At 56.6% G+C, this 15,028-nt stretch carries 12 protein-coding genes and 3 tRNA genes; 5 read left to right on the top strand and 10 right to left on the bottom strand.

Going from position 1 to position 15,028, the window contains the following annotated elements:
* The first annotated feature begins 71 nt into the window (after positions 1-71).
* The gene (locus MARLIPOL_RS16525) at positions 72-584 is read left to right on the top strand and encodes a CHRD domain-containing protein (RefSeq protein ID WP_012139452.1); all 513 of its coding nucleotides are present in this window, start codon (positions 72-74) and stop codon (positions 582-584) included.
* Positions 585-718: 134 nt separating this feature from the next.
* On the opposite strand, the gene MARLIPOL_RS16530 is transcribed toward MARLIPOL_RS16525, so the two are convergent.
* The 8 genes from MARLIPOL_RS16530 to alaS form a co-directional block, all read right to left on the bottom strand.
* Positions 719-1,354 (bottom strand): hypothetical protein, encoded by a 636-nt coding sequence (locus MARLIPOL_RS16530; protein WP_012139453.1) that lies wholly within the window; start codon positions 1,352-1,354, stop codon positions 719-721.
* 65 nt (positions 1,355-1,419) lie between these two features.
* The gene (locus MARLIPOL_RS16535) at positions 1,420-1,839 is read right to left on the bottom strand and encodes a hypothetical protein (RefSeq protein WP_012139454.1); all 420 of its coding nucleotides are present in this window, start codon (positions 1,837-1,839) and stop codon (positions 1,420-1,422) included.
* A 378-nt stretch (positions 1,840-2,217) separates the two neighbouring features.
* Positions 2,218-2,294: transfer RNA gene (locus tag MARLIPOL_RS16540), tRNA-Arg, on the bottom strand.
* A 22-nt stretch (positions 2,295-2,316) separates the two neighbouring features.
* Positions 2,317-2,393 (bottom strand) — tRNA-Arg (locus MARLIPOL_RS16545).
* 61 nt (positions 2,394-2,454) lie between these two features.
* Positions 2,455-2,544: transfer RNA gene (locus tag MARLIPOL_RS16550), tRNA-Ser, on the bottom strand.
* A gap of 128 nt (positions 2,545-2,672) precedes the next feature.
* The gene (csrA, locus tag MARLIPOL_RS16555) at positions 2,673-2,870 is read right to left on the bottom strand and encodes a carbon storage regulator CsrA (RefSeq protein WP_012139455.1); all 198 of its coding nucleotides are present in this window, start codon (positions 2,868-2,870) and stop codon (positions 2,673-2,675) included.
* Positions 2,871-3,050: 180 nt separating this feature from the next.
* A complete protein-coding gene (locus tag MARLIPOL_RS16560; RefSeq protein WP_012139456.1) occupies positions 3,051-4,286 on the bottom strand; it encodes an aspartate kinase in 1,236 nt (411 codons plus the stop codon).
* Between the two features lie 106 nt (positions 4,287-4,392).
* Positions 4,393-7,023 carry an alanine--tRNA ligase gene (alaS, locus tag MARLIPOL_RS16565; RefSeq protein WP_012139457.1) on the bottom strand — a complete coding sequence of 877 codons (2,631 nt, stop codon included), beginning with the start codon at positions 7,021-7,023 and terminating at the stop codon, positions 4,393-4,395.
* A gap of 130 nt (positions 7,024-7,153) precedes the next feature.
* Here alaS and MARLIPOL_RS16570 point away from each other — a divergent pair, with 130 nt between their 5' ends.
* Positions 7,154-7,690, top strand: a complete 537-nt coding sequence (locus tag MARLIPOL_RS16570; RefSeq protein WP_012139458.1) for an RDD family protein — start codon at positions 7,154-7,156, stop codon at positions 7,688-7,690.
* An 11-nt stretch (positions 7,691-7,701) separates the two neighbouring features.
* On the opposite strand, the gene lptG is transcribed toward MARLIPOL_RS16570, so the two are convergent.
* Positions 7,702-8,763, bottom strand: a complete 1,062-nt coding sequence (gene lptG, locus MARLIPOL_RS16575; RefSeq protein ID WP_012139459.1) for an LPS export ABC transporter permease LptG — start codon at positions 8,761-8,763, stop codon at positions 7,702-7,704.
* A complete protein-coding gene (gene lptF / locus MARLIPOL_RS16580; protein WP_012139460.1) occupies positions 8,756-9,853 on the bottom strand; it encodes an LPS export ABC transporter permease LptF in 1,098 nt (365 codons plus the stop codon). Before lptF ends, lptG begins: the two co-directional genes overlap by 8 nt.
* Before the next feature lie 224 nt (positions 9,854-10,077).
* On the opposite strand from lptF, the gene MARLIPOL_RS16585 reads away from it, so the two are divergent.
* From MARLIPOL_RS16585 to MARLIPOL_RS16595, 3 genes are all read left to right on the top strand, one after another.
* Entirely contained in the window at positions 10,078-11,571 is a 1,494-nt protein-coding gene (locus tag MARLIPOL_RS16585) for a leucyl aminopeptidase (RefSeq protein ID WP_012139462.1), read from the top strand.
* The gene (locus MARLIPOL_RS16590; protein WP_012139463.1) at positions 11,558-12,073 is read left to right on the top strand and encodes a DNA polymerase III subunit chi; all 516 of its coding nucleotides are present in this window, start codon (positions 11,558-11,560) and stop codon (positions 12,071-12,073) included. The genes MARLIPOL_RS16585 and MARLIPOL_RS16590 overlap by 14 nt, the downstream gene beginning before the upstream one ends.
* A gap of 102 nt (positions 12,074-12,175) precedes the next feature.
* Positions 12,176-15,028, top strand: a complete 2,853-nt coding sequence (locus tag MARLIPOL_RS16595) for a valine--tRNA ligase (protein WP_012139464.1) — start codon at positions 12,176-12,178, stop codon at positions 15,026-15,028.

Here is a 15,028-nt window from a genome sequence, read left to right on the forward strand (position 1 = left end):
TGATTTGCCACTTCATGCGAATACTCCTATGCGGCTTACCGCTAAAACAGCAAAAACCAAGGAGAACACCGATGAAATCATCCAGCGTAAAAACCCTGATGGCAGCAACTCTGACCTGTGCCGCCATGGGCGTATCGTCTGCGGCCATGGCGGGTCACACTAACCACGTGCTGACCACCCAGTTAAGCGCCAAGGAGATGGTAGGTAGCAAAGGCGACCCCAACGGCAAAGGGCATGGCCACGTTTTCGGTGTGGACGGTGACCCCACGACTCTGTGTTACATCCTTCAGGTAAAAGGCATTCAGACTGTACCGGTGGGCGAAGGCATGGCTGCCCACATCCATGAAGCGGGCAAAGGCATGAATGGTGCCCCGATTGCCATGCTTGCAGGCCCTGAAGACGGCGATGCAGCGGACTGCCTGACCGAAGGCGAGAAAGGCAAGTTCCCGACAGGTGAGAGCGGTATCGTAAAGCGTATTCTTGAGAATCCGTCCGACTTCTACATTAACGTGCACAATCCGGAATACCCCGATGGTGCTGTTCGTGGACAGCTGATGGGAGCGGACCAAAAACACAAAATGTGAGAATTCAGGCCAGGAGGCCGGAAAGGATGGCCTATCAGGACGGTCAGGGTGACTACTAGAGGTGGTAACAACGTTAGCGTCCCGCCTGGTTAATTCGCAGCAGGTTAACGAATTAGCCAGACGGAACGCTATGTCTAAAGCTCCAGTATATAGAACAACAACGGCACCGGTGCCACCGCCAATGCCACGGTTAACAAGTACTGATAGTATGGAATCAGCCGACTCATACCGAGCACCAAACTAATCCCCCCTCCTCCACCGATCAACGCATTACCCGGCAGATTCAACAACGCGGCAACCGCCAAAAACCGGTGGCGCAGCAAAAACGGAACGATGCCCGCTGGAGCCAGATTGTAGATTTTGCCTATCCGCTCCGAGGGTGACACCTCTTCCACCTGCATCACCATCTTCGCAGCACGATGGAAATGCAGCCATTGCAACAATCGGCTGATGGTACGCTCAGGCATCAACCGGCCAACCCAATAACTGATGGACAAGGCCAGAACAGTACTCATGTAGACGAGCAATGCTCCCTCCCCCCCCAGCAGCAGTAACAGCGCAAGCCCAATCTCAATGCCTGGCATAAAGGGGATTGCCATCAACATAACGTAAAGCCCGGCCGCACTCAGGACCATCAGATGCAGCACCGGCTCATGCCGTGGAAATACCTGGAAATCCAGCTCATCTACCAGAGCGTGCCCCATCAAATTCAACCCGACTGCCAGGGACACCAATAAAGCCAACCTAACGAATCGACCGCTCAGCGCCATGACCTCTGCTCACCTTTCCACTCCAGGCCATCAATTGGCGATGCCAGGAAACACCGAAAAGCCCCCTATTTAACCAGCAAACCTTCAAATGCATATTCACGCCGAATATCCCAGTACCAACGTTCTTTAGTCCAAACCACACGAGCCTTCAGTTGATCATCCTGTACCGCTCCACGCCACTCCATACGGCCATGACTGGGGCTAGTCGCTGTCGCGTGAAATCTCACCACTCCAGATTCGTGGTCCACCGTGTATTCCGTTCGGAAAAATCCGTAATCCTCACAGGCTCGCGAGGTAAAAAAGCCTCCTTCGAACACCAACCGGTCATCATCCCCGCCCGAAGATTTATCGACTTCCCTCAACACACCTTCGAAAACCGCACCATCAAGCGGATCCATGGCTGGTTCAGCATACGCATACAGGGACAACAGTGTGAGTAGAGCTACCAACCAGAGCGAAGACAAAGAGAGCAGACGCAAAAACATAGCCCCTCCCCAGGAGCCAAACAATGAACCCCTTCTTTTTTAGTTTAGACCACGTACGCTTTGGTGAAAGACTCTTGTTCTTTGGTTGCATGCCGGTCGAACCTCTTTCGGTTCAAATCCTCCCAGCTGCACAAAGCAAAACGCCTCGGCCTGTGGGGTGCACAAACTGAGGCGTTCTGATCTTGATATGGCGCGGCTGGGAGGATTAGGCGGGCCTACGGCCCTTCCCCTTCGGGGCCGCCGTCGCTGCGCTCCCGCGTTCCTCCGCACACTGCGTGTGCTGCGGTCGAACCTCTTTCGGTTCAAATCCTCCCAGCCATACAAAGCAAAACGCCTCAGCCTGTGGGGTGCACAAACTGAGGCGTTCTGATCTTGATATGGCGCGGCTGGGAGGATTCGAACCTCCGACCGCCTGGTTCGTAGCCAGGTACTCTATCCAGCTGAGCTACAGCCGCTTAAAACTTTGTATGGCGAAAATGGCGCGGCTGGGAGGATTCGAACCTCCGACCGCCTGGTTCGTAGCCAGGTACTCTATCCAGCTGAGCTACAGCCGCGCATCTATTCGCTCTGGTTGGTTGCCAGACCAACCTGCTCTCATAATCCAGTTAAGGAAAATGGCGGAGAGGGAGGGATTCGAACCCTCGGTACGATTGCTCGTACGGTTCCTTAGCAGGGAACTGGTTTCAGCCACTCACCCACCTCTCCTTGAGAACGGGGCGTATACTACCATAATTTTTCTGTTTTCATAGGGTTGACACAAGTTTTTTGCATCTCATTTTAACCAGGCAGAAAAAAAGCCGTTCAGGCTTCCCTTGAACGGCTTTTAAAAGCTCTTAGCTATTACCAGGCTCTGGTTCATCAGAATCTTTTTCACTCTGAATCCGCTGATAAATCTCTTCACGGTGTACCGCCACTTCTTTTGGAGCGTTGACACCAATTCGTACCTGATTCCCCTTGACTCCGAGCACGGTAACGGTGATTTCGTCACCCACCATCAGAGTTTCGCCAACACGGCGAGTCAAAATCAACATATCCTGTTCTCCCTTGTCCAGAGCTACCTGTTCCGAAAAATAATCTTCCACTTTTATAATAGGGTCACTTGCTACTCAAAAAACGCACAATCCCTTATACGGAACAACTACGCTAACGGGGGCAACAAATGACTGCCTTTATACAAAAAACCTGAGCGAACCGACCTGTGCTTCGCTGGATCAGGCTTCTTCAACCCCGGACTTGTCCAGCTCGAATGCACTGTGAAGTGCGCGAACCGCAAGCTCGAGATACTTCTCATCAATCACCACGGAAATCTTGATTTCTGACGTGGAGATCATCTGAATATTGATACCCTCATGGGAGAGAGCTTCAAACATCCTGGTTGCCACACCCGCATGTGAGCGCATTCCTACGCCAACAATGCTCACCTTTGCAATTTTACTGTCACCACCAACGTCACGGGCTCCCAGCTCGTCTGCGACACTCCGGAGCACTTCCTGGGCGCGCTTGAAATCATTGCGATGAACCGTAAAGGTGAAGGACGTGCGGTTATCCTCACCCACGTTCTGCACAATCATATCAACTTCAATATTAGCGTCGCTAACAGGTTTCAGTATACGCAATGCACTGCCAGGTGTATCGGGAACACCGGAAATAGTGACCTTGGCTTCATCACGGTTGAAAGCGATACCGGAGACGACCGGTTGTTCCATGGCGTTATCATCCTCAAAAGTGATCAGGGTGCCTTCACCTTCCTGGAAGCTGGAAAGAACCCTTAAAGGAACATTGTACTTACCTGCAAACTCGACAGCACGGATCTGCAGCACCTTTGAGCCCAGGCTGGCCATTTCCAGCATTTCTTCAAAGGTGATTCGCTCGAGACGCTGCGCACTGTCGACAACACGGGGATCGGTCGTGTAGACCCCATCAACGTCTGTATAAATCTGGCATTCGTCGGCTTTCAACGCCGCCGCCAGTGCAACGGCCGTGGTATCCGATCCACCACGACCAAGCGTGGTAATATTGCCGCTTTCATCTATGCCCTGGAAGCCAGCAACCACAACCACCCTGCCCGCATCCAGATCTTCGCGCATTCGCTGCTCATCAATCTGCTTAATACGCGCCTTGGTATGAGAGCTGTCGGTCACGATACGGACCTGCGAGCCCGTATAGGAACGCGCGGTGCATCCCAACTTCTGCAGCGCCATGGACAGCAACGCAATCGTTACCTGCTCGCCGGTAGAGACCAGCACATCCATTTCCCGGGGCGTGGGCTCTTCCATAATGTCGTTTGCCAATGCGATCAGGCGATTGGTTTCGCCACTCATGGCGGACACCACCACAACCACATCATGCCCCTCACGGCGGAAGTGGGCCACTTTCTCGGCCACCGCCTGAATACGATCGGTCGTCCCGACCGACGTACCACCGAATTTCTGAACCAACAGAGCCATTTTCTTCCCGGTATCCTGAAATAGGACAAAGGCGGAGCCAAAGCCCCGCCGGTTAAAAATCAAACGGACAGGATTATAAACGCCTACCCGCCATCACGACAGTTGCTTATGCAATATTTTCTTTGACCCAGGCAGGCACGCCTGCCAGAGCATCCGCCAATCGGGAAGGATCGTTACCGCCACCCTGAGCCATGTCCGGACGGCCGCCGCCTTTACCATCGACCTGAGCCGCGAGATGCTTCATCAGATCTCCAGCCTTGATCTTCCCGGTGGCCGATTTGGTAACACCGGCTACCAGCGTCACTTTGCCGTCTTCAACACTGGCAAGCACCACAACCCCTTCACCAAGCTTGTTCTTCAGCTGATCCGCCGTTTCCATCAACGCCTTGCGGTCGGCGCCTTCCAGCTCGGAAGCCACCACTTTCAGCCCACCCACGTCAACGGCGGAACCCGCCAGATCGGTTCCGGCAGAGCTGGCCAATTTGGCCTTGAGGGCTGTCATTTCTTTTTCCAGCTGGCGGTTGCGCTCGACGGTTTGCTGCACTTTTTCGATCAGCGATTCCCGGGTTCCTTTTACCAGTCCTGCAGCCTGTTTCAGAGTTTGCTCGGTTTCGTCGACCCACTCCAATGCGCCGAAGCCGGTGACGGCCTCAATGCGGCGAACCCCGGAGGAAATACCACTTTCCGAGGTGATGCGGAACAAACCAATATCCCCTGTGCGAGCCACGTGGGTACCACCACACAACTCAACGGAAAAATTATCCGAGCCCATGCTCAATACCCGAACGGTATCGCCATATTTCTCACCGAACAGGGCCACCGCACCTTTTGCCTGAGCCCGCTCCATATCGGTCACTTCCGTCTGAACCGGCGTGTTCGCAAGAACCTGCTCATTCACCTGACGTTCGATTTCCTTTAACTGCGCCGGCGTTACAGCCTCAAAGTGCGAGAAGTCGAAACGCAGCTTATCCGGGTCCACCAACGAGCCTTTCTGGCTGACATGCTCCCCCAGCACATTGCGCAGTGCGGCATGCAACAGATGGGTGGCAGAATGATTGCGCTTGGTGCGCTCGCGGCGGGCGTGATCGATGCGGGCGTCCACTTCCAGCCCGGAGAACAGCTCGCCTTCAATGACAGTGCCGATATGAAGATGGTTATCCCCTTCCTTGCGGGTATCGGTTACCTGAAAGCGGCCACCACTCCAGGTCAACAGGCCGGTATCACCCACCTGCCCGCCGGATTCCGCGTAGAACGGAGTACGCTCCAGAACGACAACCGCTTCGTCCCCGGCTTCTGCCGCTTTCTCTTCATCGCCGACAATCACGGTGCGAATCGTCTCATGGCCATCGATATGCTCATAGCCGGTAAACTCTGTCTTGCCTTCAATGGACAGGCCGGCAGCATTGTAATCAATGCCAAACTTGCTGGCGGCTCGGGCCCGCTCACGCTGGCTTTCCATCGCCTTTTCATAGCCTTCATAGTCCAGGGTCAGGCCACGCTCACGGGCGATGTCATTGGTGAGATCCACGGGAAAACCGTAGGTGTCATACAGGGTGAAAATTGTCTCACCGGGAATGACGCTGCCTTTGAGCTCTGCAATGTCCTGCTCCAGCAAACGCAAACCCTTGTCCAGCGTCTTGGCGAACTGCTCTTCTTCCTGCAACAGCACCTTTTCAATCTGCTTTCGGCTACTGACCAGCTGTGGATAGGCATCCCCCATCAACTCAACCAGGGCACCAGTGAGCTTGTAGAAGAAAGGCTGGGTAGCGCCTAGCTTGTTGCCATGGCGAGCGGCGCGGCGAATGATCCTGCGCAAAACAAAACCTCGACCTTCATTGGAAGGCATAACGCCGTCAGAAATAAGAAACGCACAGGAACGAATGTGGTCAGCGACCACACGTAGCGACGCTTCGGTGGTGGCGACACCGCCCAGAATTCCGGAGGCGGCTTCCAGCAGGTCCTGCATCAGGTCGATTTCGTAATTGCTGTGCACGCCCTGGAGAACAGCAGTGATACGCTCAAGCCCCATGCCGGTATCTACCGACGGCTTTGGCAGATTCAGCATTTCGCCGTCAGCCGTGCGGTTGTACTGCATGAAGACCACGTTCCAGATTTCGATGTAACGGTCGCCGTCTTCTTCCGGACTGCCGGGAGGGCCACCGGCCACGTCCGGGCCATGGTCGTAGAAGATCTCCGTACAGGGACCGCAAGGCCCCGTGTCACCCATCTGCCAGAAGTTATCGGACGCATAGGGGGCGCCCTTGTTGTCGCCAATGCGTACAATTCGCTCTGCCGGAACGCCAATTTCCTTGTTCCAGATATCGTAGGCCTCATCATCCGAGGCGTAGACAGTCACCCACAATTTGTCTTTTGGCAGCTTGAGCCAGTCGTCACCGGTCAGGAACGTCCAGGCGAAGTTGATCGCTTCGCGCTTGAAATAGTCGCCAAAGCTGAAATTGCCCAGCATTTCAAAAAAAGTGTGGTGGCGTGCGGTGTAACCCACGTTCTCAAGGTCATTGTGCTTGCCGCCGGCACGCACGCATTTCTGGGAGGTGGTCGCACGGGTGTAGTCACGTTCCTCGCGACCAAGGAACAGATCCTTGAACTGGTTCATCCCCGCATTGGTGAACAACAGGGTGGGATCGTCCGCCGGTACCAGCGAACTGCTCGGCACAATGGTGTGGCCCTGCTGTTTGAAATAGTCCAGAAACGCCTGTCGCAACTCTGCGGTTTTCATAGCCCTTTGATACCCTTCTATAAACCCGTCGGGGTCCACGATTGAGAACACATACTTACATGCGTGTGCAAATCCGCTACTCTAGCACACGCCGAGAACAGGAAAAACGTGAAACATCACAGGAGACCCCATGCCCCGACGCTTTCATGACGCCGAGGAATTGCTGCCCCCAGCTACATTTATCAAACGACTTCTGACCATTATTTACGATGGGTTGATCTGCATTGCCGTGCTACTGGTGGCAACCTGGATTTACACCATGATCGCCGGGTGGCTGACGGGGTGGGATCGCTATCAGGAAATGGCTGAAAGCGGCACGCTGGGCGGTGATCCACTACTGACGTTTATCCTGTTCCTGGTGCTGTACCTGTTTTTCGCCTACTTCTGGACACGAACCGGCCAGACACTGGCCATGCAGGTGTGGCGAATTCGTATCGAAAACCTGGATGGCACCTCCGTGAGCTGGTCACAGGCCTTGCGTCGCTATGTCACAGCTGCAGCGGTTTTCTTTGTAACTCTTCTGGCCTCCCACTACCTGGGGGCCATTACCCTGGTGATCACCCTGCCCGCCATGCTATCCCTGTTCTGGCCCATTAACGGCTTGTCCGTCACCGACCGGATTTCTGACAGCGTGGTGGTTCAGGTGCCCAAACAGGACAAGAAGTAGCTCTACTCTTCTCACCCCGCCCGTCGCATCAACACCGCACCGACAGCAGCGTTGATTGCGATGGGTACCAGGATAGCCAGAACCGGGTTAAAGCCGAAAACAAGACTCATCGGGCCAAGCAGGTCCTGCATGTATTTGAAAAGCAGCCCGACGATCAGACCGGTAAAAACCCGGAACCCCATGGTGACTGAGCGCAGCGGGCCGAAGATAAAGGAAATGGCCACCAGCACCATCACCGCCGTCCCCAGGGGCATCAGCACTTTCTTCCAGAACGCCAGCCAGTAGTTGGCCGAGCTTAGCCCCTGCTGGTCCAGATAACTGGCGTAGGTATATAACCCGGTCACGGGCAGGTTCTCAGGCTTGACGATAAGTACGCTCAGCACATCAGGCGATATCCCCGTCTCCCAACGCAGAGTTTCGTAGGTTTCCTGAGTCAGTTGCTCTTCACCCATCATGGTGGTGGTCACGTTCTGCAACTGCCAGTAATCGCCCTGATAAGTCGCACGCTCGGAAAAGCTGGCCGAGAGCATCCAGCGGTCGGCATCGAAACGAAACAGGGAAACACCCTGCAATTCGCCGTCCGGACTGACGGCGTTGAGGTGCATGAACACATCCCCTTCCCGGTGCCAGATACCCGATGCCGTTGCGACATTTTCCCCCGCCCCCTGGGCGATCGCCTTCTGACTCTGAGCCATGCGCTCTGCCGGCGGCGCAACGTATTCCCCGACAACCAGCCCGATCATCACCACAATCAGTGTGGGCTTCATCGCGGACCAGACAATGCGCTTGATGGACACCCCGGCCGCACGGATAACTGTCAGCTCAGAGGAACTGGCCATCGCCCCCAGACCCACAAGACACCCCATAAAGGCCCCAAGCGGCAGGTAATCGTATATGCGGCGAGGCAGCGTCATGAACACGTACCACAGCGCCTGCAGCGTCTGATAATCGTTACGGGCGTCATCCAGTTCGGCAATGAAACCAAAAATCAGATCCAGGGACAGCACCACGACCATGACCAGGAACATGGCGCCGCCCACGGTACGCATGACGTATTGATCAATCTTACGCACGAGCCCGCCCCTCCCTGAGTAAGCGCCGCTTATAAAGCCAGGCAGGACCAAACTGGAGCCACAACCCCAGGGCAAGGAAAATGGCATGCACCCATAACATGCCGATCCATTCCGGCACCTTGCCACTGGCGAGCGCATCCCGGGCTACGATCAACAGGCCAAGATAGGTGATGTAGACCAGCATTGCCGGAAGCAGGTGGAAAAAACGGCCCTGGCGGGGATTCACACGACTCAACCGTACCGCCAGTAAGGTGACAATGGGAACGATCAGGGGCAAGGTGAATCGCCAGTGCAGCAATGCCCGATCTTCCGGGTCGTTCGACGCCATCAGATCCAGGGTACTGACCCCCTCTTCCAGCTCCTTATCACGGCCACCACCACTCTGAACTTTCAGTCCGTAGGCATCAAAACCGGTAATCTGATACTCAAGCTGACCGGGCAGCCCCTCAAAACGCCCGCCCTCTTCCAGGATCAGGAAACGACTTCCGGTTTCCTGATCAATTAACTGGGAGCCGGACTCCGCCGTAATAATGGTTAGCCCCTCACGACCGTATTCTGCGATGAACACACCCTCAAGCACCCGCTTGTCATCGCTCAGACCCTCGGTATAGGTAACCCGACCACCGGACGCCAGGTCCTGAAAACGTCCCGGGGCCAGCATTTCAAACTCAGTCGCTTTTCGTTGCTCATTAAAAATGGCCTCTACCTGCTTCATACCCCAGGGCGAGACGTACAGACTCATCGCTCCCACCGTCAGCATTACCGGAATACTGGCCAGCAGCGTTTTGCCAAGCACCTGGCGGTCACTCATGCCGCAGGCAAACAGCACGGTCATTTCACTCTCCAGGTACATACGACCGTAGGCCAGCAGGATGCCGATAAAGAAGCCCAGGGGAAGGATCAACTCCAGAAACCCGGGAAATCGGTACGCCATGATCTGGAACAACACATCACCCGCCAACTCGCCTGCGGCGGCTTCGGCCAGATACTTGATAAACCGGCCACTCATGAACACCAGCAGTAAAACACCGGAGACGGCGAGCATGCTGATCATGGTCTGACGGGTAAGGTATCGGAAAACGATGCTCAAAACGTTGTCTCTGGCCGGAACGGATCGTTGTCAATGGATGGAAAAACGACGGGGCTATTCTATGTAACCTTGGGGCTGAATGACAGTACCGGAAGTTAAGGAGCTGTCAACGCTTGATAAATCCGTCCGAAACCTCAATCCTAGGGACATTGTTCGCAAGGTTCTGCCACCTGTTCGCACTCAATCAGACTCGCACTCAACCAGAATCAAACAAGGGAGTTGCCATGAACTTCAGCCTGAGCAGTAAATCGATCACCAGCACCAAGGCCGACTGCCTCGTCATTGCCGTTCCAGAAAAAGGCAACTGGCCCGAAACCACCACCCAGGCGGATGAAGCTCTGGGCGGACTGATAAAGAAACTACAAAAGACCGGCGACATCAACGGCAAAAACGCGACCACCACACTGATCCCCGTGGATGACCAGCCATGGGGCCGCGTTCTGGTGATTGGTACCGGCAACGACAGCGACCGTACGCCGGCCAATTATCGCAAGGCCCTGATAGCCATGATGGGACAACTGAAAGATGGTGCCTCGAAATCCGCACTGATTGCGTTGGCGGATACATCCGTAACCGGAGAAGAAGCGGTAAGCTCCGAAAGCGCTCGCCTTAACCTGATTGGCCGCACACTGGAAGAACAGCTCTACACGTTCAACGACTTCAAGAGCGAAAAGCCCGGCGCGCGCAAGCTGAACAAAGTACTCGTGACCGCCTCAAGCGCAGGTAAGGCGCTGAAAGATGCCTTTAACCTCGGACTGGCGACAGGCCGCGGCATGAATTTCACCCGTGATCTTGGCAACACTCCGCCGAATATCTGCCACCCCACCTGGCTGGGTGAGCGGGCGGAACAGCTCGCCAAAGACCATGACGTCATCAAGACCGAGATCCTTGATGAAAAACAGATGAAGAAACTGGGCATGAACAGCCTGCTGTCAGTTTCCGCAGGCAGCGCGCAACCGGCCAAACTGATCGTTATGGAATACCGTGGCGGCAAGGCCAAAGACAAGCCCTACGTCCTGGTAGGCAAAGGTATTACCTTTGACACCGGCGGCATCAGCCTCAAGCCGGGCGAAGGCATGGATGAGATGAAGTACGACATGGGGGGCGCTGCCGCCGTGTTCGGGGCGATGCAGACCATTGCCGAAACCAAACCGAACATCAACGTCGTCGCGGTCATCGCCGCCGCCGAGAACATGCCCAGCGGCACCGCAACCCGCCCCGGCGATATTGTCACCTCCATGTCCGGCCAGACCATCGAAATCCTCAATACCGATGCGGAAGGCCGCCTGGTGCTGTGCGATGCCCTTACCTACGTGAAAAAGTTCAACCCGGAAACAGTTGTCGACATGGCCACCCTCACCGGCGCCTGCATCATCGCCCTGGGCAACCACGCCACCGGCCTGCTGAGCAATAACGACGAACTGGCCAACGAACTGCTGGCCGCGGGTGAGCGCGCCGGCGACCGCGCCTGGCGCCTGCCGCTGTGGGATGAATACCAGAGCCAGCTGGACAGCAACTTTGCCGACATGCAGAACATCGGCGGCCGCCCCGCGGGCACCATCACCGCCGCCTGCTTCCTGTCGCGCTTCACCAAGGAATACCGTTGGGCTCATCTGGACATTGCCGGTACTGCCTGGAACTCGGGTAAAGCCAAAGGATCAACCGGCCGCCCGGTACCTCTGCTGGTCAACTACCTGATGTCCCATGCCGGAAAATAATTCCGACAGCCGCCCGGAACCCGGCAGCACTGCTGCCGGCACCTCCGGCCAGGGCGACCGCAACCAACGCTACTGGTTCCACATCCTCGCCCAGAACACCCCCTCAGCCCGCAACCTCCACGCCGCAAAACTCGTGGACAAAGCCTGGCAGCAGGGGGACCGCGTGTGCATCGTCTGCGACACCGCGCGACACGCCGAAGAACTGGACGACCTGCTGTGGAACTTCAGCCCGGACGCGTTCATACCCCACAGCGTGATACCCGACTCCGCTACCACTTGCACCGACCCCGTCGGCATCCTGCTCTGTCCGCCGGTGGCTGAGGACTGGGATACCGTGATCATTCTATCGGCTACCCTGCCGGCGGATGCTGATCGGTTCAAGCGGCTGGCTTTAGTGGCGCATAATGATCCGGCGGTGCTTGATCAGGCGCGGTCGCATTTCAGGCAATTGAGGGCGCTGGGGATTGAACCGAGGGTGCATGATCAGAGGAAGCGGGGGTAGCCCCCCACAATACAGAGGTTCGCCGCAACGAGGGCGAGCATGTATAATCAGGCGTCTTAATTTTCCCTTGTGAATCAACCAAACGGTCACCAGCAGAAACCCATGGAAAAAACCTACCAGCCAGAAAACATCGAGCGCCAGTGGTACGAAAACTGGGAATCCAAAGGGTACTTCCGCCCCAGCGGTGAAGGCCAGTCCTACAGCATCGCCATCCCGCCGCCCAACGTCACCGGCAGCCTCCACATGGGCCATGCGTTTCAGCACACCATTATGGACACCCTCACCCGCTACAAGCGCATGCAGGGCAACAATACCCTGTGGCAGGTAGGCACCGACCACGCCGGTATCGCCACCCAAATGGTTGTTGAGCGCAAACTGGCAGCCGAAGAAGGCAAAACCCGCCACGATCTGGGCCGGGAAGAATTCATCAAGCGTATCTGGGACTGGAAAGATCATTCCGGCGGCACCATCACCCGCCAGATTCGCCGCCTGGGCAACTCCGTGGACTGGGACAACGAACGCTTCACCATGGATGACGGCTTCTACAAAGCCGTGCAGGAAGTGTTCATCCGCCTGTACGACGAGGGCCTGGTCTATCGCGGCAAGCGCCTGGTCAACTGGGACCCGAAACTGCACACCGCCATTTCCGACCTGGAAGTGGAAAACAAGGAAGAAAAAGGCTTCTTCTGGCACCTGCGTTACCCGCTGGCTGACGGCGCCACAACCCAGGACGGCAAAGACTACGTCGTCGTCGCCACCACCCGCCCGGAAACCATGTTGGGCGACACCGCCGTGGCCGTACATCCGGACGACGAGCGCTACCAGCACCTGATCGGCAAGCACGTCATGCTGCCGCTGGTGAACCGCCGCATTCCCATCCTGGCCGACCACCATGCCGACCCAGAGAAAGGTTCTGGCTGCGTGAAGATCACCCCGGCCCACGACTTCAACGATTACGCTGTTGGTAAACGCAACAACCTGCCGATGATCAACGTCATGACCCAGGATGCCAATATCCGGGCCATGGCCGAGGTCTTCAACAGCGACGGCACCGAAAACAATGAACTCGATGGCACCATGCCCGCCGCCTACGCCGGCCTGACCCGGGAAGATGCCCGCAAAGCCATCGTCGCGGATCTGAAAGAAGCCGGTCTGCTGGAGCGCGAAGAGGACCACGTGTTGAGCGTGCCTCGTGGCGACCGCTCTGGCCTGATCATCGAACCTATGCTGACCGACCAATGGTTCGCCGACGCAAAAACCCTGGCCAAGCCTGCCATCGAAGCGGTGGAAGACGGACGCATCCAGTTCGTACCCAAGCAGTACGAGAACATGTATTTCGCCTGGATGCGTGACATCCAGGATTGGTGCATCTCCCGTCAGCTGTGGTGGGGCCACCGGATTCCCGCCTGGTACGACGCCGAGGGCAATATCTACGTCGGCCGCAGCGAAGAGGAAGTACGCCAGAAGCACAACCTCGCCGCCGACCTGGAACTGAATCAGGACGACGACGTGCTGGACACCTGGTTCAGCTCCGCCCTGTGGACCTTCGGCACCCTGGGCTGGCCGGAAATCACCGAACGCCTGAAAACCTTCCACCCAACGGACGTACTGGTCACCGGCTTCGACATCATCTTCTTCTGGGTCGCCCGGATGATCATGATGACCATGCACTTCATGAAGAATGAGGATGGCACCCCGCAGGTACCGTTCAAGACCGTCTACGTTACCGGCCTGATCCGCGACGAACACGGCGACAAGATGTCCAAGTCCAAGGGTAACGTCATCGACCCGCTGGACATGATTGACGGCATCGGCCTGGACGACCTGCTGGAGAAACGTACCGGCAACCTGATGCAGCCCAAACTGGCCGAGAAGATCGGCAAGCGCACGAAGAAGGAATTCCCGGAGGGCATTGCCGCCCACGGCACCGACGCCCTGCGTTTCACCCTGGCTGCCATGGCCACCACCGGCCGCGACATCAACTGGGACATGAAGCGCCTGGAAGGCTACCGTAACTTCTGCAACAAGCTGTGGAATGCCGCCCGCTACGTGCTGATGAACACCGAAGGGGAAGACTGCGGCGTCAACGACGAGCCGGTGGCACTGTCCCTGGCGGATCGCTGGATCATCAGCGAGCTGCAGAAATGCGAACAGGATGTCACCCGCTACCTGGAACAGTACCGTTTCGACCTGGCGGCACACGCTCTGTACGAATTCATCTGGAACGAGTACTGCGACTGGTACCTGGAACTGTCCAAGCCGGCACTGAGCGATGACAACGCCAGTGCGGAAGCCAAGCGCGGCACCCGACGCACCCTGGTGCGGGTACTGGAAGCCGTTCTGCGCCTCGCCCACCCGGTCATGCCGTTTATTACCGAGGAGATCTGGCAGCGTATCGCTCCGCTGGCAGGCAAGACCGGTGACAGCATCATGCTTCAGCCCTTCCCGCAACCCGACAGCAGCAAGCAGGACACGGCTGTGGCAGCGGACATCGAATGGCTGAAGGGCGTTATCGTGGCCGTCCGCAATATTCGTGGCGAGATGAACATCTCCCCGGCGAAGAAAATCCCGGTGCTGCTGCGCGGCAAAGACGCCGAAGACAAACGCCGCATGGATGATAACCGTCAGTTCCTGAGTTCACTGGCCAAGCTGGAAAGCCTGGAATGGTTCGAAGGTACCAAGGCGCCCATGTCCGCCACGCAACTGGTTGGCGAAATGGAAGTACTGGTCCCCATGGCCGGCCTGATTGACAAGGATGCTGAACTCAAGCGCCTGGACAAGGAACTGGACCGCTTGCAGAAAGAGATTGGCCGCCTGGAAGGCAAGCTTGGCAATGAGAAGTTTACCGCCAAGGCGCCCGCCGAAGTGGTCGAGAAGGAACAGGAAAAGCTGCGGGATGCGCAGGGCAGCCTGACCCGACTCAGTGAACAGCGGGCAGACATCGAGGCCATGTAA

Source organism: Marinobacter lipolyticus SM19 (assembly GCF_000397065.2).
Lineage (GTDB): Bacteria > Pseudomonadota > Gammaproteobacteria > Pseudomonadales > Oleiphilaceae > Marinobacter > Marinobacter lipolyticus.

Bases quoted from the DNA above. Each gene is read 5' to 3' on its own strand.
- MARLIPOL_RS16595 (WP_012139464.1), top strand. From the start codon at position 12,176: ATGGAAAAAACCTACCAGCCAGAAAACATCGAGCGCCAGTGGTACGAA.
- MARLIPOL_RS16570 (WP_012139458.1), top strand. From the start codon at position 7,154: ATGCCCCGACGCTTTCATGACGCCGAGGAATTGCTGCCCCCAGCTACA.
- MARLIPOL_RS16535 (WP_012139454.1), bottom strand. From the start codon at position 1,839: ATGTTTTTGCGTCTGCTCTCTTTGTCTTCGCTCTGGTTGGTAGCTCTA.
- csrA (WP_012139455.1), bottom strand. From the start codon at position 2,870: ATGTTGATTTTGACTCGCCGTGTTGGCGAAACTCTGATGGTGGGTGAC.
- alaS (WP_012139457.1), bottom strand. From the start codon at position 7,023: ATGAAAACCGCAGAGTTGCGACAGGCGTTTCTGGACTATTTCAAACAG.
- MARLIPOL_RS16585 (WP_012139462.1), top strand. From the start codon at position 10,078: ATGAACTTCAGCCTGAGCAGTAAATCGATCACCAGCACCAAGGCCGAC.
- MARLIPOL_RS16590 (WP_012139463.1), top strand. From the start codon at position 11,558: ATGCCGGAAAATAATTCCGACAGCCGCCCGGAACCCGGCAGCACTGCT.
- MARLIPOL_RS16525 (WP_012139452.1), top strand. From the start codon at position 72: ATGAAATCATCCAGCGTAAAAACCCTGATGGCAGCAACTCTGACCTGT.
- MARLIPOL_RS16530 (WP_012139453.1), bottom strand. From the start codon at position 1,354: ATGGCGCTGAGCGGTCGATTCGTTAGGTTGGCTTTATTGGTGTCCCTG.
- MARLIPOL_RS16560 (WP_012139456.1), bottom strand. From the start codon at position 4,286: ATGGCTCTGTTGGTTCAGAAATTCGGTGGTACGTCGGTCGGGACGACC.